Source organism: Streptococcus equinus (assembly GCF_900104225.1).
Classification (GTDB): Bacteria; Bacillota; Bacilli; order Lactobacillales; family Streptococcaceae; genus Streptococcus; species Streptococcus equinus_D.
The window spans coordinates 551053-574077 of the sequence record NZ_FNJK01000001.1; the positions used below are offsets into that span (position 1 = coordinate 551053).

Consider the following 23025-nt stretch of genomic DNA (forward strand, 5'->3'; position numbering starts at 1 on the left):
CTATAATTGAAAAGATTATTATAAATAAGCTGTTTGCGCAGCTATTTTCAAAAAGAAAATAAACGAAAGAATATAAGAGATGAGTATTTTAGAAGTTAAACATTTAAGCCATGGCTTTGGTGAGCGTACGATTTTTGAGGATGTGTCTTTCCGTCTGTTGAAAGGAGAGCATATTGGTCTTGTCGGGGCAAACGGTGAAGGAAAATCAACTTTCATGAGTATCGTAACTGGACATTTACAACCTGATGAAGGAAAAGTTGAGTGGTCAAAATACGTCACTGCAGGTTACTTGGACCAACATACTGTACTTGAAGCAGGGATGACAGTACGTGATGTCTTACGTACAGCTTTTGACGAGCTTTTCAAAACAGAAGAACGTATAAATGAGATTTACATGTCTATGGCTGATGAAGGCGCTGATATGGATGCCCTTATGGAAGAAGTAGGAGAATTGCAAAATCGTCTAGAATCACGTGATTTTTATACTTTGGATGCTAAAATCGATGAAGTCGCCCGCGCTCTTGGTGTCATGGACTTTGGAATGGAATCTGATGTAACAGAACTATCTGGTGGTCAACGTACCAAAGTGCTTTTAGCAAAACTCTTGCTTGAAAAACCAGATATTTTGCTTCTTGATGAACCAACTAACTATCTTGACGCTGAACACATCGAATGGTTGAAACGTTACCTTCAAAACTATGAAAATGCCTTTGTTTTGATTTCACATGACATTCCATTCCTAAATGATGTCATTAATATTGTTTATCACGTGGAAAATCATGATTTGGTTCGTTACACTGGTGACTATGATAACTTCCAAGCCGTTTATGCTATGAAAAAAGCACAGCTTGAAGCTGCTTACGAACGTCAACAAAAAGAAATTGCTGACTTGCAAGACTTTGTTAATCGTAACAAAGCGCGTGTTGCCACACGTAATATGGCTATGTCACGTCAGAAAAAATTGGATAAGATGGATCGTATTGAATTACAGGCTGAAAAACCAAAACCATCATTCGAATTTAAAGAGTCACGTACACCAAGTCGCTTTATTTTCCAAACACAAGATTTGGAAATTGGTTATGATCGTCCATTGACAAAACCACTTAACCTAACTTTTGAACGTAATCAGAAAGTTGCCATCATTGGTGCCAACGGTATTGGTAAAACAACACTTCTTAAGAGTTTGTTAGGAATTATTCCGCCGATCTCAGGAAGTGTTGAACGTGGTGATTACATTGAACTTGGTTACTTTGAACAAGAAGTTGCTGCTGGTAATCGTCAAACACCGCTTGAAGCTGTCTGGGATGCCTTTCCTGCATTGAACCAAGCAGAAGTTCGTGCTGCACTTGCTCGCTGTGGTTTAACTTCAAAACACATTGAAAGTCAAATTCAAGTACTTTCTGGTGGGGAACAAGCTAAAGTTCGTTTTTGTCTATTGATGAACCGTGAAAACAACGTCCTTGTCCTTGACGAACCAACTAACCACTTAGACGTTGATGCCAAAGAAGAACTCAAACGCGCCTTGAAAGCCTACAAAGGAAGTATTCTTATGGTTTGTCACGAACCAGATTTCTACGAAGGCTGGACTGAAGTCTGGGATTTCAATGATCTTATGTAAAATAAAAAAGAGACTTAACAGGTCTCTTTTTTATAGCCAAAGTAATGCTATTAATTGAAAACTAACCAATTACGACGAAAAAACGACTGTTTACGACATGGTCGTTTTTTTAATGATTAATCTGGTAAAATAGAGGATAGAAGTATTACTTTGGGGTAAATTAGATGCAACAATTGATAACAATAGTTAGTTATTTAAGTTTTTTAAGCATTTGTCTAGCTATCACGCGATTAATGAAGTGGCCTAGAAAACTTAAATCTAATATTCAAAAGTCTCTAAGTATCATCGTCCTAGTGAAACTGATAGTCACTGTAATCTTTTAACAAATCATAAAAAGGGAAATAAAAAAGGAGAAAAAAATGAAAGCTACTTATAAGGGAAAAGTTGCAGATGTTTGGCAAGTCAGCAAAGATAATCGAAATAGTCCTGACTGGGTAAAAGAAGCTTTTGCAAAAAGATATTTTTGCTGGTTAGATAACCACCTTCGTGTTTTAACGGCTGGTTTAAAGCCATCAACGGTTAAAAACCTTAAAATAGGAGCAATTGGAAGTCTAGGTGGTGGATTTGCCGGCTACGGTATGTATGAATTGGCATACTTGGGCGATTATATCGATATTACCAATCGCCGTATTATTGCTCAAAAAACATTTGAAAAGGAATATCAGATTATTGATTAAAAAAGTTAATTCGTTTATAAGAAATCACCCTAAAACGACAGCAAAATTATGGCTAGGATACTGTATTTTTTATTTAATCATGAGTTACGTTATGCTTGGTCAAAGTCACAAATGGTTTTATGTTTTATATTACCTAACGCTTACTAGTATTCCAATACTAATTTCACTACAAAAGAAAAAATAGACCCCATGTTTCTAAAAACACGGGGGTTCTTTTAATTAATTGCGATATTTTATAATAGCTTCACAACGTTCTACTAAAAGAGAAAGTCGATCATCATCAGAAGTTTCGTAAATACCTGCTCCAGTTTCAAAGGCAAATTTTTCTGAAGCAAGCGTTTTAGATGTCTCTTGATAAAGTTGCCATTTGGTTTTATGACTTGATAGTGCAATAAGTGCTTCAAGAATAAGTACTAGAGAAGAACTAATCACAGCAAGGAGTTTAAAACAAGGAATTGGCAAACTAGCTAGAACTGGAACCAAAGCTAATACAATAATCTGAATAACTTTAAAAACAATAAACCAGGCACGATGAAAACGAGCTTTTTTGTCATAACTTTTAATTGCAGGTTCTAAACGTTCTGTTAAATAAGTTTTGATTGTCTTTTCTTTGTAATCGTCCATTTGAATCTCCTTAAATAAAGCCTTTTCTCATTTGATTTCATTGTATCGTCTTAAGAAAGGATAGTCAAGAAAGGAGCTGGCGAACGCTCATTTCGAAAACACTTTATGTTATAATGATATGTGGTATATTTTTCACTTTTTGTGGAAAACAAGAAATAATCAATACTAAAACATAGATTAGTTTAACAAGGAAAGGAATTATACACTTATGGCAACTATTCAGTGGTTCCCTGGTCACATGTCGAAAGCTCGTCGACAAGTTCAAGAAAATATCAAACACGTAGATTTTGTAACAATTCTGGTTGATGCACGTCTTCCATTATCTAGTCAAAATCCAATGCTAACAAAAATTGTTGGTGATAAACCCAAATTAATGATTTTAAACAAAACAGATTTGGCTGATAGTAACCGCACAAAAGAATGGCGCAATTATTTTGAAAATCAAGGCATTAAAACCCTTGCTGTTAATTCTAAAGAACAATCAACTGTCAAGTTAGTCACTGATGCCGCTAAGTCATTAATGGCTGATAAGTTAGCTAAATTACGCGAACGTGGAATTCAAAAAGAAACTCTTCGTACGATGATTATCGGTATTCCAAATGCTGGTAAATCAACGCTCATGAACCGTTTGGCTGGTAAGAAAATTGCTGTTGTCGGTAATAAACCAGGTGTCACAAAAGGTCAACAATGGCTTAAATCAAACAAAGACTTGGAAATCCTTGACACACCAGGGATTCTTTGGCCAAAATTTGAAGATGAAGTTGTAGGCCTAAAACTTGCTCTTACAGGAGCAATTAAAGATCAATTGTTGCCAATGGATGAAGTAACAATCTTTGGTTTGAATTTCTTCAAAGAACATTATCCAGAACGTCTTATCGAACGTTATAAGGGTATTGATTTGGAAGAAGAAGCGCCAGAAATCATTATGGCTATGACACAAAAACTTGGTTTCCGTGATGACTATGATCGTTTCTACAGCCTTTTTGTTAAAGACGTTCGTGAAGGCAAACTTGGTCGCTATACTTTGGACATTGTAGGAGAAGTAGAAGATGGCGACCGTTAAAGAAATCAAAGAAGCTTTAGCTGAGATTGATAGTCTTGACGATGCGCGCTGGAAAGCCTACGAGGAAGATAGCAGAGCAGGCGTTCAAAAGGCTATCATTCAGCGTAAAAAGGCTATTCAAGCTGATATCGATGAAAATTTACGTCTTGAAAAAATGTTGCGCTACGAAAAAGAACTTTATCAAGCTGGTTATGAAGCTATCGGAGGCATCGATGAAGTAGGACGTGGCCCATTAGCGGGTCCTGTCGTGACTGCCTGCGTTATTTTGCCGAAAAATTGTAAGATTAAGCATCTTAATGATTCCAAGAAAATTCCTAAAAAACATCACGAAGAAATTTATGAAGAAGTCCTTGCGCGTGCTTTAGGAGTTGGTATTGGTGTTATTGATAATAATGTTATCGACGATATCAATATTTACGAAGCCACAAAAGTTGGTATGTTACAAGCAATTGACCAGCTCAAAGGACAAATCACAAAACCAGATTATCTGCTAATCGATGCCATGCATCTCGATACTGATATTCCTCAAGAATCGCTTATTAAAGGCGATGCTAATTCTCTTTCAATTGCGGCTGCATCCATTGTCGCTAAAGTGACTCGTGACCGTATGATGACTGAATACGCAAAAGAATATCCAGGCTATGCCTTTGAGAAAAACGTTGGTTACGGAACTAAAGATCATCTCGAAGGTCTTAAAAAGCTTGGTGTTACACCTATTCACCGTAAATCTTTTGAACCAATTAAATCCATGTTAAAGGAGCAATAAATGACAAGCGAAAAAGAAAAAATGCTAGCTGGCCAGCTGTATGACGCTGGTGATAGTGAGCTACTTGCCATGCGTCTACATGCCCGTAAACAAATCACCCTTTTTAACAATGAAGAAGACCGCAATAAGCGTAAAGAGATTATCAAATCATTGTTTGGTGGAACAGGCGATAATCTTCTTATGGAGCAACGCTTTGTCTGTGATTATGGGTCTAATATCTATGTCGGCGAGAACTTTTTCGCTAATTATAACTGCACCATGCTGGATGTCTGCGAGATTCACATTGGTGATAACGCCATGTTTGGCCCAAATTGCCAGCTTTTAACACCTCTTCATCCCCTAAATGCTAAAGACCGCATTTCAGGTTTAGAATATGGGGCACCAATCACTATTGGAGATAATGCTTGGCTAGGTGGTGGTGTAACCATTTTACCAGGTGTTACTTTAGGTGATAATGTCGTGGTAGGAGCTGGATCAGTTGTTACTAAGTCATTCGGCGATAATGTCGTTATTGCTGGAAATCCAGCTAAAATCATTAAAACTATAGACAATAACTAAAATAACCTTACAAAGTCCTGGATTTTCAGGGCTTTTTTTCGAATAGAAAAGTAGTGAGGTGACTAATGAATAATTTTGAACTTTTTAAATTAAAACAAGCAGGACTAACTAACCGTAACATTCTTGCCATTTTGGATTATCAGAAGCAAGTAAATAAATCTCTTTCTTTGCGTGATATGGCTGTGGTTTCTAAGTGTAAGAACCCAATTCTCTTTATGGAAAAATATAAAGCTTTAGATAGCAAGGAGTTAAGAAAACTTTTTAATCAATACCCTAGTATCTCGATATTAGATGATGAATACCCTTTGGAACTAAAACATTGCTATAATCCACCTGTTTTACTTTTCTATCAAGGAAATATCGACTTACTCAGTCGACCGAAGATGGCAGTAGTAGGAGCGAGAACTAGTTCTCAAACTGGAACAAAATCTGTTCAAAAAATCATCAATGAACTTGGAAATCATTTTGTTATTGTCAGTGGTTTAGCTAGAGGAATTGACACCAGCGCCCATATCTCAGCCTTAAAAAATGGCGGTGCAACAATAGCAGTAATCGGATGTGGTCTTGATGTTTATTATCCCAAGGAAAACAAGCAGTTGCAGGAGTATTTAGGAAAAAATCATCTGATTTTGAGCGAGTACACCGCAGGAGAAGCACCGCTGAAATACCATTTTCCAGAAAGAAACCGGATCATTGCAGGCTTATCACAAGGCGTCATCGTAGCAGAAGCAAAGCTACGCTCAGGCAGTCTCATTACTTGTGAACGAGCATTAGAAGAAGGGCGAGATGTTTTTGCCATTCCTGGTAATATCCTAGATGGAAAATCAGATGGTTGTCATCACTTAATCAAAGAGGGTGCAAAGTGCATCACATCAGGGCTAGACGTTCTTTCGGAATACCAAATGTAAACAAGTTTTTTCTATTAAATACAACTTTTTTATTGACAGTTCGCAAAAAGCGGGGTATCATGTTATAAGTTTATTACTGATAGGAAGTGAGCTTATGGCAACGACTACTACAAAAGCCCAAACAGCTGTTAAAAAGACAAGTAAAAAAACGACAAAGAAAAAAACAGCTGCCAAGAAAAACTTGGTTATTGTGGAATCACCAGCTAAAGCAAAAACCATTGAAAAGTATCTAGGACGCAACTACAAAGTTGTCGCTTCAGTTGGTCATATCCGCGATTTGAAAAAATCAAGCATGTCTATTGATTTTGAAAATAATTATGAACCGCAATATATTAATATTCGTGGTAAAGGTCCTCTGATTAACGATTTGAAAAAAGAGGCTAAAAAATCTAAAAAAGTTTATCTCGCAAGTGACCCGGACCGTGAAGGAGAAGCTATTTCATGGCATTTAGCACATATTTTGGGACTTGATGAGAATGATAAAAACCGTGTTGTCTTCAACGAAATCACGAAAGACGCTGTTAAAAATGCTTTCGTTGAACCACGTCAGATTGATATGGATTTGGTAGATGCCCAACAGGCCCGTCGTGTTCTTGACCGTATTGTTGGTTATTCTATTTCGCCATTACTTTGGAAAAAAGTTAAAAAAGGTCTTTCTGCTGGACGTGTTCAATCAGTTGCTTTAAAACTAATTATTGACCGCGAAAACGAGATTAAAGCCTTTAAACCTGAAGAATACTGGACTATTGATGGATTCTTCAAAAAAGGAACAAAGAAATTCCAAGCTGCTTTTTATGGCATTGATGGTAAAAAATTAAAACTTAACACTAACGAAGAAGTGCAAGAAGTTCTTGCTCGTCTCACTAGTGATGAATTTAACGTAGCAAAAGTTGAAAAGAAAGAGCGTCGTCGTAACGCACCACTTCCATATACAACATCATCTCTTCAACAAGATGCTGCTAATAAAATCAACTTCCGTACACGTAAAACCATGATGGTTGCACAACAATTGTACGAAGGAATTAGTCTTGGTAAGAGTGGTACTCAAGGTTTGATTACTTACATGCGTACCGACTCTACACGTATTAGTCCTGTTGCTCAAAATGATGCCGCTGGTTTCATTACAGAACGTTTTGGTGAAAATTACTCTAAACATGGTAGCCGTGTGAAAAATGCTACAGGTGCTCAGGATGCCCACGAAGCCATTCGCCCATCAAACGTTAATTTAACACCAGAATCAATTGCAAAACACTTAGATAAAGATCAATTAAAACTTTATACACTAATTTGGAATCGTTTTGTAGCCAGTCAGATGACTGCAGCTGTCTTTGACACGATGAAAGTGAACTTGGAGCAAAATGGCGTGCGCTTCACAGCTAACGGTAGTAAAGTAAAATTTGATGGTTACTTAGCTGTTTATAACGATTCTGATAAGAATAAAATGTTGCCAGATATGGCTGAGGGTGATGTTGTTAAGAAAGTTTCTACAAGTCCTGAACAACACTTTACTCAACCACCTGCACGTTATTCAGAAGCTACACTGATTAAAACCCTTGAAGAAAATGGTGTTGGTCGTCCATCAACTTATGCCCCAACACTCGATGTTATCCAAAGACGTTACTATGTTCGCTTGGTTTCAAAACGTTTTGAACCAACAGAACTTGGTGAAATCGTCAATAATTTGATTGTTGAATTCTTCCCTGATATCGTCGATGTCAAATTTACTGCCGATATGGAAGGTAAACTTGACGAAGTCGAAGAAGGTAAAGAACAATGGCAAAAGGTCATCGATGCTTTCTACAAACCATTTGAAAAAGAATTGGCAAAAGCAGAAACTGAGATTGAAAAAATTCAAATCAAAGATGAACCTGCCGGCTTTGATTGTGATGTTTGTGGACATCCGATGGTTATTAAACTTGGTCGCTACGGTAAATTCTATGCTTGTAGTAATTTCCCTGAATGTCATAATACCAAAGCCATTACTAAGGAAATTGGTGTAACATGTCCAATTTGTGGTAAAGGCCAAGTTATTGAACGTAAAACAAAACGTAACCGTATTTTCTATGGTTGTGATCAATATCCTGAATGTGAATTTACATCATGGGATAAACCAGTCGGACGTTCTTGTCCAAAATGTGGTCAATTCCTTGTTGAGAAAAAAATTCGTGGCGGCGGTAAACAAGTCGTCTGCAGCAATGAAGAATGTGACTACGAAGAAGCAAAAGTTAAATAATCTGTTAAACCTTACAATTCATTTTGTAGGTTTTTTGTTTGATAATCATTGTGGTTATAATGGACTTTTGAAATAATTGCCGTTATAACGGACTTTTTGAGTTAAGTCTGTTATAATAGACTTATAAGAGAGGTAGCCTATGAATTATTTTGCATTAATTGGTGATATTATCGATTCAAAGAAAATTGATAACCGCTATCAGGTTCAAAAAACGTTAGAAGCTTGTCTAAATGATTTAAATACAGAATTTAAAGAAGTCTTAGCTTCAAAACTTTCTATTACTTTAGGGGATGAATTTCAAGGATTATTGACGCTTGATGCCCCTTTATTTCAAATTATTGACCGCATCAATCTCGCTATTCAGCCTTACCAAGTACGTTTTGGGATAGGATTAGGCAAAATTTTAACAGACATTAATCCTGAACAAAGTATTGGTGCTGATGGCCCAGCTTATTGGCACGCTAGAAAAGCAATTAATTATATTCATCAAAAAAATGATTATGGCAATACGCAAATTGCAGTTTCTTTTGATGATGAAAGTCAAGTTAACATTGTGAATGCCTTGATTGCTAGTAGCGAAGCCATCAAATCAGATTGGCGAGCAAGTCAAGAAATGATTTTAAAGGAACTGTTAACTCTTGGTATATATGATGAGCAGTTTGATCAGCAAATACTTGCCAAACGCTTAGAATTAACAACCAGCGCTTTGTCTAAACGGCTCAAAAGTAGCAACATCAAAGTCTACCTTCGCGCACGTAAAACGGCTTTGAAATGCCTTAAACATTATGGAGAGGAGTTAGCTTAATGCCTATTACTGGACTTTCTCACTATCTCATTCAAAATCCCATTTTGACACTTTTCTTAATCTGTCACTTTTTATCCGATTTTCATCTGCAAAGTCAAACAGTTGCAGATCGTAAAAATACGGAGAGTAAATATCTTCTAATTCACCTTTTAGGTGTTGCCTTTCCTTTGGCAGTAGTAACTCTCTTTTTACCAAGTTTGTGGAAGATTAGTTTAGTCATTTTAGTGACACATTCGATTATTGATTTTGGAAAATCTAATGTGGCTAACTGGCTTCGATTAAACCCTACGGTGACTTTTCTTCTTGATCAAATCCTTCATTTAGTGATTATTATTTTATTAACACGCCATCAAGAGGGGTTAGGTCTGATAACTAGCCAGTTTGCGGGGCAAGTTTTAAATATGATTTTATTTCTTGTCTTAATCACCAAACCAACGAATATCGTCTTTAAAATTTTCTTTCAAAAATACCAACCACACGATAATCAAAAAATGGATACCATTCCAGGGGCTGGAGCAACTATTGGACTATTAGAGCGTATTGTGATGAGTATTTGTATTATCTTTAATCAATTTGCCTCAATCGGTCTGGTTTTCACAGCAAAATCAATTGCACGTTATAACAAGATTTCAGAGAGCCCAACATTTGCAGAATATTATCTGATTGGTTCATTATTTAGTATCTTAAGTGTTCTATTAGCTGCTTGGATTTGTATATTCTAGGGAGGATAATCATGCATTTTGGCTTTTCTTATGTTGGATTGATCTTTTTAGTACTGCTAACTGTACCAAATCCTATTTGGACACGACATAAACCAAAAGATTATGACCACTATCAGTGCCAAGAAAATAAGTACTTAACCCTACTTGAACGTATTGGAGAAGTGCTTGTTACCTGTCTAGTTCTCATCTTTTCTGACTTTAACTGGCATTCTTGGACAAATTGGAATTGGTGGCTAATAGCAGCAGCTCTTTGCATGCTTCTTTATGAAATCTTTTGGATTCGTTATTTTATGGGATCAAAAAGGATGACTGATTTTTACGCCCCTATTTTGAAAATACCAGTAGCCGGAGCAAGTTTACCAGTTTTTGCAGTTCTATGCCTAGCCATCTATGGTAAGAATCCTTTTTTAGCCTTAGCAGCAATTATTTTAGGAATTGGTCATATCGGCATTCACTTACAGTATCAGAATATGATTAGAAAAGATAATCATTGACTTTTACATAATTTTACTTACGTAAATAATTACAAGATTTTATTTGTATTTCACTGATTTTATGTTATGATAGTCAGGTATCAAAAATAGAAAGATTCAGATATGGGCAAACTCCCACATCTGGAAAATGAGTTTTAGGCTTTTCTAAGCTCATTTTTGGAGGTATTAGTATATTGTCTCAATCATCATACATTAACGTTATTGGAGCTGGTTTAGCTGGTTCTGAGGCTGCTTATCAGATTGCTAAGCGCGGTATTCAAGTTAAACTTTATGAAATGCGTGGGGTTAAACCAACACCTCAGCATAAAACTGATAAATTTGCTGAACTCGTCTGCTCAAACTCGCTTCGTGGTGACAGTTTGACAAACGCGGTCGGTCTTTTGAAAGAAGAAATGCGCCGTTTGGATTCTGTTATCATGAAAGCTGCTGAAAGCACGCGCGTCCCTGCTGGTGGCGCTCTTGCAGTTGACCGTGACGGATTCTCACAAATGGTAACTGACGAAGTCACAAACCACCCACTTATCGAAGTCATTCGCGAAGAAATCACTGAAATCCCAGATGATGCTATTACAGTTATCGCTAGTGGACCACTTACTTCAGATGCTTTGGCTGCAAAAATCCACGAATTAAATGGTGGCGATGGTTTCTATTTCTACGATGCGGCAGCACCAATTGTTGATAAAAGTTCTATCGACATGGATAAAGTTTACCTTAAATCACGTTATGACAAAGGGGAAGCTGCTTACCTTAACTGCCCGATGACTAAAGAAGAATTTATGGCTTTCCACGAAGCTCTTGTCAATGCTGAAGAAGCACCATTAAATTCATTTGAAAAAGAAAAATACTTTGAAGGTTGTATGCCAATCGAAGTCATGGCAAAACGAGGCATTAAAACAATGCTCTATGGTCCAATGAAACCAGTTGGTTTGGAATACCCAGATGACTACAAAGGCCCACGTGACGGTGAATTTAAAACACCTTACGCTGTTGTTCAGTTGCGTCAAGATAACGCTGCTGGTAGTCTATTTAACATTGTTGGCTTCCAAACACACCTTAAATGGGGAGAACAAAAACGTGTCTTTCGTATGATTCCAGGCCTCGAAAATGCTGAATTTGTCCGTTACGGGGTTATGCACCGTAATTCATACATGGATTCGCCAAACCTTCTAACAGAAACATTTGCCACACGACAAAATCCAAATCTTTTCTTTGCTGGACAAATGACTGGTGTTGAAGGTTATGTTGAATCTGCTGCATCAGGTCTTGTAGCTGGTATCAATGCTGTGCGTCGTTTCAAGGGTGAAGAACCTGTTATTTTCCCTCAAACAACAGCTATCGGTGCTTTACCACACTACATCACTCATGCCGAAAGCAAACATTTCCAACCAATGAACGTTAACTTTGGTATCGTTAAAGAACTTGAAGGTCCACGTATTCGCGATAAAAAAGAACGTTACGAAAAAGTTGCTGAACGTGCCTTGAAAGATTTGGAAGAATACCTTAACGTTTAATACACTATCTTAGAAGAGGTGACAAAATGTTTCCGATTCAATTAGGACTAAAAGCTAGCTGTGCCCCTGAACAAGTAGCTAGTCGCTTAAAATATCATCCTGATGTTTTTGAATTTTTTACAAGTGAAACTGATTTTACAACTGATGGCTTAAAACAACTAGAAGAAGCTATCAAGAAAGTAAAATCAAGTGGTGTAAAGACTATCGTTCTTCATCATCCCATGAAATATCATGGCAAGCGATTAGAATTAGTCGCACACCCGCAAAACAATGCTGAATTAGTTGACTTTATTGATTTTTCAACGCAAAAATTACTCGATTTAGCTAAAGCTTATCACTGCAAAGTACTTGTTCACGGATCTTATGAATTAGAAGAAGCTGAATTACTAGAACCATTTGATTCTATTGAGGAAGCTCGAAAATACCTTTTCACCCGTATGGATCATTTTTGCCATATCGGCAAAGGCCATATCATGTTTGAAAATGGTATTTCAAAACTCTATTCATATGGAAATCCTGATTTTGATCACTTGCTTGCTGAAAAAGGTTATCCACTAGCTTACGATGTTTCACATGCTTTTATCTATCTCCACGGTGATAATGAGGCTCTTCAGCAGTCTCTAAAGACTTTGAAAGATCATATCGTTCATTACCATTTGGTAGACTCACTTGGGCAAACGCATGATAGCTTAACGCTGGGGCATGGAAAAATTGATTGGGCGAAAGCTTTGCCACTCTTTAATGAGAAAGCAAGTAGCATCTACGAAATTAACTTAAAAGACCTAACTAATCCAGTTGAACAGCTCGAAAGTCATGCTTACCTAAAACAGATTGCACAAGATTTGTAATATCATAACCCTAAAACACAGAAGTATCGGCTTCTGTGTTTTTCTTACATTTTTGTAAGGTTTCATCCCTGAAATTGTAAGAAAAGAAGAAGTTATTTCCGATAAAATAAAGGTGTCAATAAGAAAGGAGTAGCAACATGAAAGAAGAACTCAAAAGACACGTAAATTTATGGAACAATTTTTTCATTTGGGTAGTGTTACTCCTTTTGGGTTCCATTGCTTATATCATCTGTTACGCTTTTCGCCTAACAAAGTAAAAGGAGGTGCTTAGTATGGTTACACGATACAGTCTAATAACCATTTTATTGATTATTGTAGTAGGAGTAGCAGGCCTAGCTTTTTTGGTACTGGAACGGCAGACGCCCCCTAAAAAAGACCTGAAAGAAACTAAAAAAGTTTCGAAAACTAAAGACTAACTAAGCATTTCTTAAACCGAAAAGGTATAATGAAAAAAAGGAGAAATTATGTTACTGGAAATCAATCACCTCGAAAAGGTCTTTCGCACACGTTTTTCAAAAGAAGTCACACGTGCTTTGCAAGATGTCGACTTTAAAGTAGACAAGAATGAATTCATCGCCATCATGGGGGAATCAGGTTCAGGGAAAACAACATTGCTAAATATCCTAGCAACACTGGAAAAACCTACTAAAGGTTCTGTTATTCTAAATGGTGAAGAAGTCACGAAAATCAAAGAAAGCCAATTGGCTGAATTTCGTTTAAAAAATCTTGGCTTTGTCTTTCAAGATTTCAACTTGCTCGACACTTTGTCTGTTAAAGACAATATTTTCTTGCCATTAGTTCTTGGTCGAGTTCATCATCAAGAAATGGAAAAACGCATTGCAACACTTGCTCCAAAATTACACATTGAAGAGTTGCTTGAAAAACGTCCTTTTGAATTATCTGGTGGTCAAAAACAACGTGTTGCCATTGCTCGTAGTTTAATTACTAATCCGCAGCTTCTTTTGGCTGATGAACCAACAGCAGCGCTTGACTATCGAAATTCAGAAGATATCTTAAATCTTTTTGAAGACATTAACAGCTATGGCCAAACAATACTTATGGTAACTCACTCAGCCAACGCCGCAAGCCATGCTAAACGTGTGCTTTTTATCAAAGATGGTCGTATTTTCCACCAAATTTACCGTGGTAACAAAACCAATCAAGAATTTAGTAAAGACATTTCACTTGCCATGACAGCCCTTTTAGGAGGTGAATAAGATGTTCTATGCTAAACTAGCTTGGTCAAATTTGAAAAAATCACTTGATATTTTCGGCCCATTTTTACTCGCCAGTGTAGTCCTTTTTATCCTTGACTGTTCAACCTTGTTAATTCTCTTTAGTCCAGTATCAGACGACATGCGTTACAGTAACACCGTATTAGGACTGGCTATTGTTGTTTTGATGATTTTTACAGTCATCATGGAGATTTATAGTTATAATTTCTTGCTCAAGCAAAGAAGTAGGGAATTCGGTCTTTACAATATCCTTGGGATGAATAGACGTCAGGTCGGTTTGGTGTCAACAATTGAATTAGCTATTATGTTTGTAGGTGTTATCATAATTGGTAGCATCTTATCAGCCATATTTTCACAATTGTTCTACCTAATTTTTGTTAATCTCTTACATTATGATAAGTTTGTTTTGACATTATCACCACTTGCCTTTATGTTTGCTGCTTTTGCTTTTGCGGCTATCTTTGTATTGCTAGAAGTTATTAATCTGGTTATTATTCATCGTTCATCACCACTTGCTTTGTTTAAACGTCAAGAAAAAGGTGAAAAAGAACCTCGTGGAAATATAATTTTAGCTTTGCTAAGTATTATCAGCCTAGGTATTGGCTATTACATGTCTATTTCCTCTGCAAAAGTAGCTGCGCTTGTGGTTGTCTATCGTTTCTTCATTGCAGTAGTGCTTGTTATTATTGGGACTTACCTATTTTACGTCAGCTTTATGACATGGTATCTCAAACGCCGTCGTAAGAATAAAAACTATTTTTACCAACCAGAACACTTTGTCACAACTGCACAAATGATTTTCAGAATGAAGCAAAATGCCGTTGGTCTTGCCAATATCACTTTGCTTGCTACAATGACTTTTGTAACCATCGCAACAACAACTTCTTTATATGTTAGTGGTCAAAATCAAGCCAATATTCTATTTCCTAAAAATACACAAATAACCTTTTCTAATAATGGCTATGTTGAGAAGGATTCTAGAATAATCTCTGAGGATGAATTTAAAGAAGAATTCCAAAATCAAATCGTCGATAAACTAGATAAGCCAAGCAGTGATTACATAACTTATCAGTCAGCCATGTCTTCAGCTTCCCTTGCAAATGAAAAAGTAATGGCTATTAATGACGATTCAATCAAACATCCCGATGTCAATACGTTTGGTGCTCTTTATTTAACAACTCAAGACGCTATTCAAAAACTCGGAAATGATCTTCCAAAATTAAAAGACAATCAAATTGCTTTTTACAAACAAAAGGGAGACAGTCAACTTGAAACATTGACATTGTTTGATAAAAAATTTGAAAACGTCAAAAACTTTAAAGATTTCAAGTTTCCTGAACTAGGAAATACCTATAATCCGAGTGTTATTATTTTCAGTAATAATGCGGTTATGGAAGAAATGCTAGAGCTTTTCAAACAACATGATCTCATGTTTCAAAGTACTTTTACAGCTTATGCTGATCTTTCAACTAAAGACATTTCAACAATCTCTGACAGATTAAAATCAGATAAAAACAGTGAAATCCAAAGTGATATTTACACTAAGAAAACCTTTATGAATGACATGTATGCTATTACTGGAGGTTTCTTGTTTACAGGATTCTTACTAGGACTCAGTTTCTTGCTTGGTGCAGCCTTAATCATTTACTACAAACAACGCACCGAAGGAATTGAAGATAAAAAATCTTATAAAATCCTGCAAGAAGTCGGAATGAGCAAAGAAGCAGTGAAACGAACAGTTAATTCACAAACATTACTTGTTTTCTTCATGCCACTTGGCGTTGCTATCTTACATTTTGTTTTCGCTTTAACTATGCTAAAACAAATGCTCTTACTCTTTGGAGTAGCTGGTTCAAGTATGGTTACTGTAAGTGGTATTACAATACTATGCTTGGTTATCATTTACTTCTTTATCTATAAACTAACAAGCCGAACTTATTATAAGCTCATCAATCGTTAGTTACTAAAAACTACTTTCTTTAATAAGACTAACTACAAATATTTTGATAAGAAACTCAGCTGAAAATGGTCGTAAAGACCATTTTTTGTTAAAATGAAGCTATGAAACAAGGAAAAATTTATATCGTAGAAGATGACAACACCATTGTAACTCTATTAAAACAGCATTTAAGCAAAGTTTATGATGTCTTTAGCGTTAATAATTTTCGTGCGATTAAGCAAGAAATCGAAGAAATTAAGCCTGATTTGATTTTGATGGATATCACTTTGCCTTATTTCAATGGTTTTTATTGGACAACAGAAATTCGTAAAACGATGACTTTACCAATCATCTTTATCTCATCCAGCGATGATGAAATGGATACTGTTATGGCACTTAATATGGGAGGAGACGATTTTATTTCTAAACCCTTCTCATTGACTATTTTAGATGCCAAGATATCTGCTTTTTTGCGTAGAGCTTATCAATTCACTTCCGATAATTATCAGCTCGATGAATTTTCGTTATCACGTGAAGGAATTCTATCAAATGGCAGCAAACAGATTAACCTTTCGCCAACGGAAAACAAAATCCTTAGCATCCTATTCGAACACCAAAATCAAGTCGTACCAAAAGAAGAGTTACTAGAGAAATTGTGGGAAAATGAGAGTTTTATTGACCAAAACACGCTAAGTGTCAACATGACACGCTTACGTAAAAAAGTTCAACCATTAGGATTTGATCGCATTCATACCGTGAGAGGAGTCGGTTATCTTTTAAAATGATACGACAATTTTTTAAAGAATTTGGTGTTTGGTATCTTACCTACACCATTTTAACGACCTTATTTTTAACCACTTTTATTCTATTTCACTTGCCGATTGCCTACTTTAAAGTCAGTTTTAGTGTCAACATCACCATTCTTATCTTTATCACGATTTGGCAATACTATAAATTTAAGCGCAAGCAATTAATTTTACAACAATTTATTTATGTAAAAGAGTTGAATGATTTTCACTTGCCGTCTGAACAAGCTTTCAAAGCAATCATCTGTCAGCAAAAAGAGACTCATGCTAGTGAGCTCTTAAAACTTCAAACTCAGATGGAAGATGTTCAAAATCTTATTAAAATGTGGTCACATCAGATGAAGGTCCCATTATCTGCCCTTTCACTGATGGCTCAAACAAATCAACTTGAACCAAAAGAAGTGGAACAGCAGTTAAATCGTCTACAAAATTATTTAGATACCTTGTTAAATTATCTTAAATTCAGCCAAAATAAAGACGATTTTCGATTTGAGAAACTATCTGTCAAAAATATTGTAACTTCAATTATCAAAAAATATCGTATTCCTTGTTTATTAAAACATCTTTCAGTTGAGGTAACAGGTAATTGGGAGCTCAATTCCGACAGAAAGTGGGTTAATTTTGCTTTAACTCAATTAATCGACAATGCCATTAAGTATTCGAAAGATAACGGCAAAATCATCATCCGCATTTCTCAAGCTAGTATTGAAATATCAGATGATGGTATCGGCATACTTGAAGAAGATTTACCACGTATTTTTGAAGAAGGTTTCACTGGCTTCAACGGTCATGAACATCAAAAAGCCACAGGTCTTGGTCTTTATATGACAAAACAAGTCCTAGATAGCCTTAATCTTGATATCACGATTCAAAGCCAAATTGATCAGGGAACGCAAGTTTACATCACACCTAAAAAACGTTAAGCAAGACTATTTCGTCTTGCTTTTTTACTGAATATCTTTTATAATAATGTTAGTTTATAAACTAACAGAAGGAGGAAGCCATGTTTTCTGGGAAAAAATTAAAAGAATTACGTCAAGAAAAAGGCTATTCTCAAGCTGATTTAGCCAAAAGACTACAAATATCAAGAGCTTCGTACTTTAATTGGGAGAATGGGAAAACAAAACCAAATCAAAAAAATTTAGAACAATTAAGTCAGATTTTTAAAGTTGATGAAACGTATTTCCTTTCTGAGCATGATATTGTCAACACTTACCTAAAATTAACTCCAGATAATCGCTTAAAATTAGAGAACTACGCAGAAAATCTCCTAAAAGAGCAAGAAATTGTTAAACCATTGCCAAAACTTTACTCTTATAAGGTTTTTGAAAAGTTATCTGCAGGTACTGGTTACTCTTATTTTGGCGATGGCAATTACGATACAGTCTTTTATGATGAGCAGTTAGACCACGATTTTGCATCTTGGGTTTTTGGTGATTCAATGGAACCAACCTATTTAAATGGTGAAGTAGTCCTTATTAAGCAAACTGGCTTTGATTATGATGGAGCCATTTACGCCGTTGATTGGGATGGACAAACTTACATCAAAAAAGTTTATCGAGAAGAAGATGGATTACGTTTAGTCTCTCTCAATAAACATTATGCTGACAAATTTGCTCCCTATGATGAAAATCCACGAATCATTGGAAAAATCATTGGTAACTTTAAACCCTTAGAAGTCTAATTCAAAAGACATAATAATATTTATGTAAAATACACATTTTAAGATCTTTTAAATTTTCTTTATATATAAAAATATAAAAAAATCTGGACTAACAATTAAGTCCAGATTTATTTTTACAATTTATCAAGCGCATTTTTTTGTTCATCATTAACAATGTGAGTATATAAGTCAGTAACCTGAGTGCTGGCATGACCTAATTGGTGACTAACCAAAACTTGTGATTTAGTTGCGCCATACAATCTCGTTGCCAAGGTGTGACGAAGTTTGTGGGGCGTTACACGGACCTTAAAATCTTGCGAATACTTAGCAACTAATTTTTCAATACTTGAAGCATCGATACGATTTGGAACACCACGGTATTCTGTTAAAAATAGTGCTTGATCTTGTTTTTCTGCTTTATAACGAGGTGCACGAATTTTTAAATACTCTTCAAGATACGGTTTAGCAAAAGAAGCAACGTTAACTGAATCGCGTTTACCACCTTTACGAGTAACTTCGATAACCATCATATTAAGGTTTAAATCTTTTAAATCAAGATTAACAGCTTCAGATAAACGAACTCCTGAGGCAAGAAGAAGTGAGATAATCGCTAAATCACGTTCCTTATTCTTCTGGAAGGAGGAGAGAGCACGATGAGAGAGCTTACTTTGGTATTCTTTATCGATATATTCGATAAATGCCATAGTTTCATCACCTAAAAAGAGCTTTCCTTTAATGTTTTCAGCACGAGCAGCCAAGGTTTCCTTCTTTTTCTTGGTTGAAATCTTTTTCATGACATTTCGATAGAAGTAGGGGTCACCATTTTCGTCCTCGACCTCTTCTGTCAGATATTTAAATAAGCTTGAAAGTGCTGAGAGTGTGCGGTTGATAGTGGTTTGTGAAACCCCTTGCTTAGTTGAATAGGTATTTAAAGAAGGACGTTCACGTAGATAAAGAACGAAGGATTCCATATCTTTTTTTGATAAATGTTCTAAAGTACTTAATTCAATATCAGCAATTTGATTAGCATTTGAAATACCTGAATCAAGAATCCATTCAAAGAATCGTCGATATTCCTTGAGGTATTCATACAAAGTTGTAAAACTATATGGTACAGAAAGTTTTGATTGGTAATAGTCAAGGACATACCAAGGCATTATATTTTTTAGTTCATCAATTTTTTCAAGTAATTTTTCACGTTTCATCTAAAAATCTCCCTAGATGTCTTTATAATAGTAGTTTATCATAGACTGATTTGTTTTTCAAGAAAATTACAGTTTTTCGGAAAGATGTAATGAGAAAAATGCAAAGAAAGAGATATCATTCATTTATGGCTTTTTGTAAAAAAACGTGTTTTATCAACGTTTTTAATGCTTTTTAGAATTTTTTGGCTAACTTGTACTCTTACTTTTGTTTTATTTTTTTAAACAGAAAAAAATCCCTGACAAATAATTTTTCTGTCAGAGATTTACAATCTATTTTAAATATATTCTATGATATATTATTACGTTATATATACGTTATATATTTGATATTTTAAGCTTATTCGACGAATTCTATGATTCTTCCTTTGCAATGCTTAATTAGCTCATAATCATGTGTTACCACGATAATAATCTTTCCTGTTTGGGCCATTTGCTGCAAATCTTCAATCATCTTGTCCATTTGTTGTCTACACAGGCCACTTGTTGGCTCATCTAAGACGATAATCGGCTTATTTGAAGCTTTTGCCATAGCTAACAATAAACGTTGTTTTTCACCGCCTGACAAACTTTGTGGGTGTCGCTCTATTTTATCTATTAATCCAAACTGTATAAGCGCATCCTTTTTACTCCACACGGTCAAAGCTATTACTTGTCATGTGATGATTTAGAAGGATTTTATTGGACCTATGAGACTGAATACTTCCGAGTTAGTATTTTTGATTTTACTCTAAAAAAGGAAACTATCTATTGTTGCGATTTGTCAGCTTTTCCTGATACTGCCCTCTTTTCAGCCCATGTCATTTCTGCTAATGGTGAAATCTTGCCACCTTACCAGCAACTCTCAAGTAACGATAGCTTTGTGATTTGCAACCAACACCAAATTCTTCAAACTTTACTACATGAGCACACTAATTTTCAAGCAGTTTGTTTTGACTTTAAACAAAAAATCATCGATGACTGCCTTGTCGGACGCTACCAATTAAACCCTGATGATTTATGTCATATTTTCAAAGAAGCCAATCATTTTCTGGGAGCAGGACTTGGAAAAATTGCTGATGATATTTTACACTATAAGTTGGGATCTTCTGCCAGCGAACTTTTCTATGAAATCAAGGCTAAAGAATGGCTAAGCGTCATTATTAATAACTATTATGCCGCACAAGATGAACAAGAAATGAGTCAAGAAGATAGCCTCGCTTTGGATAATGTCCGCCATTATATCAATGATCATCTGATGGCAACAATTCCACAAGATTTACTGGCTAAAATTGCTATGATGAGTAAAACCAAGCTCAAAACAGCCTTTAAGACCAAGTATCATATGACAATTACCGAATACATCCAACGACGTCGTATGGCGCTAGCAGAGCACTTATTAATGACAACCCAACTAGAAATCAAAGAGGTGGCTATTGCAGTCGGGTATACTTCACACAGCCGTTTTGCTAGCCTATTTAAAAAGTATATCGGTGTTTACCCGCATGATATCAAGAAACAAACTACTCCTAACAAAGAAAAACGCCCATGCCATGATTGCCTTAATAAATTCTGTGAAGCAAAGGTAGATGCTGAAATACTAAAGTAAAAAACACGAGTTATCTCGTGTTTTTTGTATGATTTTACTTTTTGTAATCTTCAACTGTAAATTTAGGATATTGAATATTTGAAATGAGTTCATCGTAATTAGCGATCAATTGCTGAAATGACACATCAACATAGCCCAAAAAGAGAACTTCATCAATATCTTCTTTGTTGAAAAAGGCTAAATCCTGATTAACCACTCCTAAAGGAAGAGGCACTGCTCCAAAATCAAAATAACCTTTTTGCCCATCTTTTTCAGTAACAGGAAAAAGTGCCGTAATCATTAAACTCTGCGAACCACCATTCACACGAACAACACTCCCAATCGGTAAATGTTCTCTATTTATTATCTAATTCCTCCAAATACTTCTTAGCCTCACGAACATAGAAAAGTTCTGGATTTTCATTTGCGATTTTTTGGAAGTTTTCTTTGGCAGAGGATTTATCATTAGCATTTAAATAATTAAGTGCTTGGTAATAACATCTCCCAATCTTCACTAACTTTGTACGTGGTTCAGACTCAAAAACATAGTCGCTTACATTACCTCTTAAAACTTTCAAAATAAATTTTGAACTTTCTTTATACTCTTCAGGTAGCTTATCTAAAAGAATTTCAGCATTTTCAAACTGAGATAATTTACAATAATTTAAAAATTCGTAGTATAATTGATTTTCTTTAAGAGTCTCACTGCTTGATGAAAATACCTCATTATTTTTTAATTGAGTTAGTAATTGCAATGATTCTTCAAAGTTACCACGTAAAAAAGCTACTTGTGCTTTCACAAAATCGGATTGTAACTGAAGTTTTTTCTTTCCCAAAAAATGATGAGATAAAATACGCAATAAACATTGACTGTACTTTTGTAAATCAATATTTTCAGTTAATATGAGTTGTACCGAATTCAGAACTAACTTATAACTAAAAATCCAAAAACACTCAATAATAATAATAAAAAGCAATAATAATATTATAGTACTATCTTTCTGTACTTGAAAAAGTTGATAAATACACCACACTATAGGAATCATTATAAACGCCAAAAATATCTTTGGAAGATTACAAATAAACATAGAAGGCTGTCTTGAAACCCATTTCTGAAATTTATTCTTCATGTTTTTTCTCCTTGTGACTATCTCTTAATATTAATGCTGAACCAGTCAAACTTCCTATACCTATGGATACCAAGCTGCCAGCTCCAAGAACTGATATAATAAAACCACCTATTGCTACTGCACCAATACCCAAAAGCCATTTTACTTCCGACGCAGCTTCTTGTCGCATTATTTTTCCTGCAGTCTCAAAATCTCCTGATTTTACCCAATAATCATACTTAGTCAAGTTTGGTCCCCCACCATCTCTCAGGTATTGGCCTTGTTCGAAAGTGACTTTTTCTTTTAGGGTCGCTACATCGTTTGTGGCTTGTTGTGGCAATGCGAAATTCGATTGGTTACTTGTGTAAGCAGCTAATGCCCCATTAATATACTTAACACCATAGGTTGTTTTTGATTTATCATTTCCGATGCTTCCTGATATGCCGCTAACCCCCTTAGCATTAGCACTAACATCATATGATGGATGTCCTTCTAAAGCAGAACCAGAAACTGGTAAATTTAGTTCACCTTTTTTAGTTAAAGTGGTATTTCCAGATGTCACACTATCCAATCCTGATTGACTAAAAGTAAAGGCAACTTTTCCTTTGTTGGAAACTGACGTTTCAAAAGTATATTTTGCGTAACCATACAGATTATCATATAAGAGAATTTCTTTA

At 35.5% G+C, this 23025-nt stretch carries 25 protein-coding genes; 19 read left to right on the forward strand and 6 right to left on the reverse strand.

Annotated elements, in window-relative coordinates; translation table 11 throughout:
• Positions 1-79: 79 nt before the first annotated feature.
• Both BLP98_RS02655 and BLP98_RS02660 read left to right on the forward strand, forming a co-directional pair.
• Positions 80-1618 carry an ABC-F family ATP-binding cassette domain-containing protein gene (locus BLP98_RS02655; protein ID WP_074481775.1) on the forward strand — a complete coding sequence of 513 codons (1539 nt, stop codon included), beginning with the start codon at positions 80-82 and terminating at the stop codon, positions 1616-1618.
• A gap of 359 nt (positions 1619-1977) precedes the next feature.
• Positions 1978-2295, forward strand: a complete 318-nt coding sequence (locus BLP98_RS02660; RefSeq protein ID WP_074481776.1) for a hypothetical protein — start codon at positions 1978-1980, stop codon at positions 2293-2295.
• Positions 2296-2514: 219 nt separating this feature from the next.
• On the opposite strand, the gene BLP98_RS02670 is transcribed toward BLP98_RS02660, so the two are convergent.
• The gene (locus BLP98_RS02670; protein WP_074481778.1) at positions 2515-2919 is read right to left on the reverse strand and encodes a DUF4231 domain-containing protein; all 405 of its coding nucleotides are present in this window, start codon (positions 2917-2919) and stop codon (positions 2515-2517) included.
• Between the two features lie 208 nt (positions 2920-3127).
• Here BLP98_RS02670 and ylqF point away from each other — a divergent pair, with 208 nt between their 5' ends.
• From ylqF to BLP98_RS02745, 16 genes are all read left to right on the forward strand, one after another.
• Positions 3128-3982 carry a ribosome biogenesis GTPase YlqF gene (gene ylqF / locus BLP98_RS02675; protein WP_074481779.1) on the forward strand — a complete coding sequence of 285 codons (855 nt, stop codon included), beginning with the start codon at positions 3128-3130 and terminating at the stop codon, positions 3980-3982.
• Complete coding sequence (locus tag BLP98_RS02680; RefSeq protein WP_074481780.1) at positions 3969-4748, forward strand: ribonuclease HII; 780 nt, start codon at positions 3969-3971, stop codon at positions 4746-4748. Before ylqF ends, BLP98_RS02680 begins: the two co-directional genes overlap by 14 nt.
• Positions 4749-5306 (forward strand): sugar O-acetyltransferase, encoded by a 558-nt coding sequence (locus BLP98_RS02685; protein WP_074481781.1) that lies wholly within the window; start codon positions 4749-4751, stop codon positions 5304-5306. It begins immediately after the preceding gene.
• A gap of 65 nt (positions 5307-5371) precedes the next feature.
• A complete protein-coding gene (gene dprA, locus BLP98_RS02690) occupies positions 5372-6214 on the forward strand; it encodes a DNA-processing protein DprA (RefSeq protein WP_074481782.1) in 843 nt (280 codons plus the stop codon).
• Positions 6215-6308: 94 nt separating this feature from the next.
• Positions 6309-8447 carry a type I DNA topoisomerase gene (gene topA / locus BLP98_RS02695; protein WP_074481783.1) on the forward strand — a complete coding sequence of 713 codons (2139 nt, stop codon included), beginning with the start codon at positions 6309-6311 and terminating at the stop codon, positions 8445-8447.
• Between the two features lie 139 nt (positions 8448-8586).
• Positions 8587-9252, forward strand: a complete 666-nt coding sequence (locus tag BLP98_RS02700; RefSeq protein ID WP_074481784.1) for a SatD family protein — start codon at positions 8587-8589, stop codon at positions 9250-9252.
• On the forward strand, positions 9252-9974 hold the full coding sequence (locus tag BLP98_RS02705; protein WP_074481785.1) for a DUF3307 domain-containing protein: 723 nt from the start codon (positions 9252-9254) through the stop codon (positions 9972-9974). Before BLP98_RS02700 ends, BLP98_RS02705 begins: the two co-directional genes overlap by 1 nt.
• Positions 9975-9985: 11 nt before the next feature.
• Positions 9986-10468, forward strand: a complete 483-nt coding sequence (locus tag BLP98_RS02710; protein ID WP_081341153.1) for a hypothetical protein — start codon at positions 9986-9988, stop codon at positions 10466-10468.
• Between the two features lie 173 nt (positions 10469-10641).
• Positions 10642-11979, forward strand: a complete 1338-nt coding sequence (gene trmFO / locus BLP98_RS02715) for a methylenetetrahydrofolate--tRNA-(uracil(54)-C(5))-methyltransferase (FADH(2)-oxidizing) TrmFO (RefSeq protein ID WP_074481786.1) — start codon at positions 10642-10644, stop codon at positions 11977-11979.
• A 26-nt stretch (positions 11980-12005) separates the two neighbouring features.
• Complete coding sequence (locus BLP98_RS02720) at positions 12006-12827, forward strand: sugar phosphate isomerase/epimerase family protein (RefSeq protein WP_074481787.1); 822 nt, start codon at positions 12006-12008, stop codon at positions 12825-12827.
• A gap of 272 nt (positions 12828-13099) precedes the next feature.
• Complete coding sequence (locus tag BLP98_RS09380) at positions 13100-13243, forward strand: hypothetical protein (protein WP_159427423.1); 144 nt, start codon at positions 13100-13102, stop codon at positions 13241-13243.
• 48 nt (positions 13244-13291) lie between these two features.
• Positions 13292-14044 carry an ABC transporter ATP-binding protein gene (locus BLP98_RS02725; protein ID WP_039696908.1) on the forward strand — a complete coding sequence of 251 codons (753 nt, stop codon included), beginning with the start codon at positions 13292-13294 and terminating at the stop codon, positions 14042-14044.
• A 1-nt stretch (position 14045) separates the two neighbouring features.
• Positions 14046-16022: an FtsX-like permease family protein gene (locus BLP98_RS02730; protein ID WP_074481788.1), complete on the forward strand. Its 1977-nt coding sequence runs from the start codon at positions 14046-14048 to the stop codon at positions 16020-16022.
• Between the two features lie 101 nt (positions 16023-16123).
• The gene (locus BLP98_RS02735; RefSeq protein WP_006532126.1) at positions 16124-16786 is read left to right on the forward strand and encodes a DNA-binding response regulator; all 663 of its coding nucleotides are present in this window, start codon (positions 16124-16126) and stop codon (positions 16784-16786) included.
• Positions 16783-17730: a sensor histidine kinase gene (locus BLP98_RS02740; RefSeq protein ID WP_074481789.1), complete on the forward strand. Its 948-nt coding sequence runs from the start codon at positions 16783-16785 to the stop codon at positions 17728-17730. Before BLP98_RS02735 ends, BLP98_RS02740 begins: the two co-directional genes overlap by 4 nt.
• 80 nt (positions 17731-17810) lie before the next feature.
• Complete coding sequence (locus tag BLP98_RS02745; RefSeq protein WP_074481790.1) at positions 17811-18491, forward strand: XRE family transcriptional regulator; 681 nt, start codon at positions 17811-17813, stop codon at positions 18489-18491.
• Between the two features lie 113 nt (positions 18492-18604).
• Here BLP98_RS02745 and xerS read toward each other — a convergent pair whose 3' ends face one another.
• Together xerS and BLP98_RS02755 are read right to left on the reverse strand one after the other, a co-directional pair.
• Positions 18605-19675, reverse strand: a complete 1071-nt coding sequence (gene xerS, locus BLP98_RS02750; RefSeq protein ID WP_074481791.1) for a tyrosine recombinase XerS — start codon at positions 19673-19675, stop codon at positions 18605-18607.
• Between the two features lie 337 nt (positions 19676-20012).
• Positions 20013-20309 carry an ATP-binding cassette domain-containing protein gene (locus tag BLP98_RS02755; protein ID WP_234792777.1) on the reverse strand — a complete coding sequence of 99 codons (297 nt, stop codon included), beginning with the start codon at positions 20307-20309 and terminating at the stop codon, positions 20013-20015.
• A 123-nt stretch (positions 20310-20432) separates the two neighbouring features.
• Here BLP98_RS02755 and BLP98_RS02760 point away from each other — a divergent pair, with 123 nt between their 5' ends.
• Complete coding sequence (locus tag BLP98_RS02760; protein ID WP_234792774.1) at positions 20433-21260, forward strand: helix-turn-helix transcriptional regulator; 828 nt, start codon at positions 20433-20435, stop codon at positions 21258-21260.
• 34 nt (positions 21261-21294) lie between these two features.
• On the opposite strand, the gene BLP98_RS02765 is transcribed toward BLP98_RS02760, so the two are convergent.
• The 3 genes from BLP98_RS02765 to BLP98_RS09385 all read right to left on the reverse strand — a co-directional run.
• The gene (locus BLP98_RS02765) at positions 21295-21606 is read right to left on the reverse strand and encodes a DUF4176 domain-containing protein (RefSeq protein ID WP_268778080.1); all 312 of its coding nucleotides are present in this window, start codon (positions 21604-21606) and stop codon (positions 21295-21297) included.
• Entirely contained in the window at positions 21596-22369 is a 774-nt protein-coding gene (locus BLP98_RS02770) for a tetratricopeptide repeat protein (protein ID WP_074481795.1), read from the reverse strand. The genes BLP98_RS02765 and BLP98_RS02770 overlap by 11 nt, the downstream gene beginning before the upstream one ends.
• Positions 22359-23025 (reverse strand): hypothetical protein (locus tag BLP98_RS09385; RefSeq protein ID WP_159427424.1); only part of this gene is annotated, 667 nt, incomplete at its 5' end. The genes BLP98_RS09385 and BLP98_RS02770, both read right to left, overlap by 11 nt.

Excerpts from the sequence above, each read along its gene's own strand:
- BLP98_RS02725 (WP_039696908.1), top strand. The coding sequence starts at position 13,292 with ATGTTACTGGAAATCAATCACCTCGAAAAGGTCTTTCGCACACGTTTT.
- BLP98_RS02710 (WP_081341153.1), top strand. The coding sequence starts at position 9,986 with ATGCATTTTGGCTTTTCTTATGTTGGATTGATCTTTTTAGTACTGCTA.
- BLP98_RS02680 (WP_074481780.1), top strand. The coding sequence starts at position 3,969 with ATGGCGACCGTTAAAGAAATCAAAGAAGCTTTAGCTGAGATTGATAGT.
- BLP98_RS09380 (WP_159427423.1), top strand. The coding sequence starts at position 13,100 with ATGGTTACACGATACAGTCTAATAACCATTTTATTGATTATTGTAGTA.
- xerS (WP_074481791.1), bottom strand. The coding sequence starts at position 19,675 with ATGAAACGTGAAAAATTACTTGAAAAAATTGATGAACTAAAAAATATA.
- BLP98_RS02730 (WP_074481788.1), top strand. The coding sequence starts at position 14,046 with ATGTTCTATGCTAAACTAGCTTGGTCAAATTTGAAAAAATCACTTGAT.
- ylqF (WP_074481779.1), top strand. The coding sequence starts at position 3,128 with ATGGCAACTATTCAGTGGTTCCCTGGTCACATGTCGAAAGCTCGTCGA.
- BLP98_RS02740 (WP_074481789.1), top strand. The coding sequence starts at position 16,783 with ATGATACGACAATTTTTTAAAGAATTTGGTGTTTGGTATCTTACCTAC.
- BLP98_RS02660 (WP_074481776.1), top strand. The coding sequence starts at position 1,978 with ATGAAAGCTACTTATAAGGGAAAAGTTGCAGATGTTTGGCAAGTCAGC.
- BLP98_RS02655 (WP_074481775.1), top strand. The coding sequence starts at position 80 with ATGAGTATTTTAGAAGTTAAACATTTAAGCCATGGCTTTGGTGAGCGT.
- BLP98_RS02705 (WP_074481785.1), top strand. The coding sequence starts at position 9,252 with ATGCCTATTACTGGACTTTCTCACTATCTCATTCAAAATCCCATTTTG.
- BLP98_RS02700 (WP_074481784.1), top strand. The coding sequence starts at position 8,587 with ATGAATTATTTTGCATTAATTGGTGATATTATCGATTCAAAGAAAATT.
- BLP98_RS02720 (WP_074481787.1), top strand. The coding sequence starts at position 12,006 with ATGTTTCCGATTCAATTAGGACTAAAAGCTAGCTGTGCCCCTGAACAA.
- BLP98_RS02745 (WP_074481790.1), top strand. The coding sequence starts at position 17,811 with ATGTTTTCTGGGAAAAAATTAAAAGAATTACGTCAAGAAAAAGGCTAT.
- BLP98_RS02770 (WP_074481795.1), bottom strand. The coding sequence starts at position 22,369 with ATGAAGAATAAATTTCAGAAATGGGTTTCAAGACAGCCTTCTATGTTT.
- dprA (WP_074481782.1), top strand. The coding sequence starts at position 5,372 with ATGAATAATTTTGAACTTTTTAAATTAAAACAAGCAGGACTAACTAAC.
- topA (WP_074481783.1), top strand. The coding sequence starts at position 6,309 with ATGGCAACGACTACTACAAAAGCCCAAACAGCTGTTAAAAAGACAAGT.
- BLP98_RS02685 (WP_074481781.1), top strand. The coding sequence starts at position 4,749 with ATGACAAGCGAAAAAGAAAAAATGCTAGCTGGCCAGCTGTATGACGCT.
- BLP98_RS02670 (WP_074481778.1), bottom strand. The coding sequence starts at position 2,919 with ATGGACGATTACAAAGAAAAGACAATCAAAACTTATTTAACAGAACGT.
- BLP98_RS02735 (WP_006532126.1), top strand. The coding sequence starts at position 16,124 with ATGAAACAAGGAAAAATTTATATCGTAGAAGATGACAACACCATTGTA.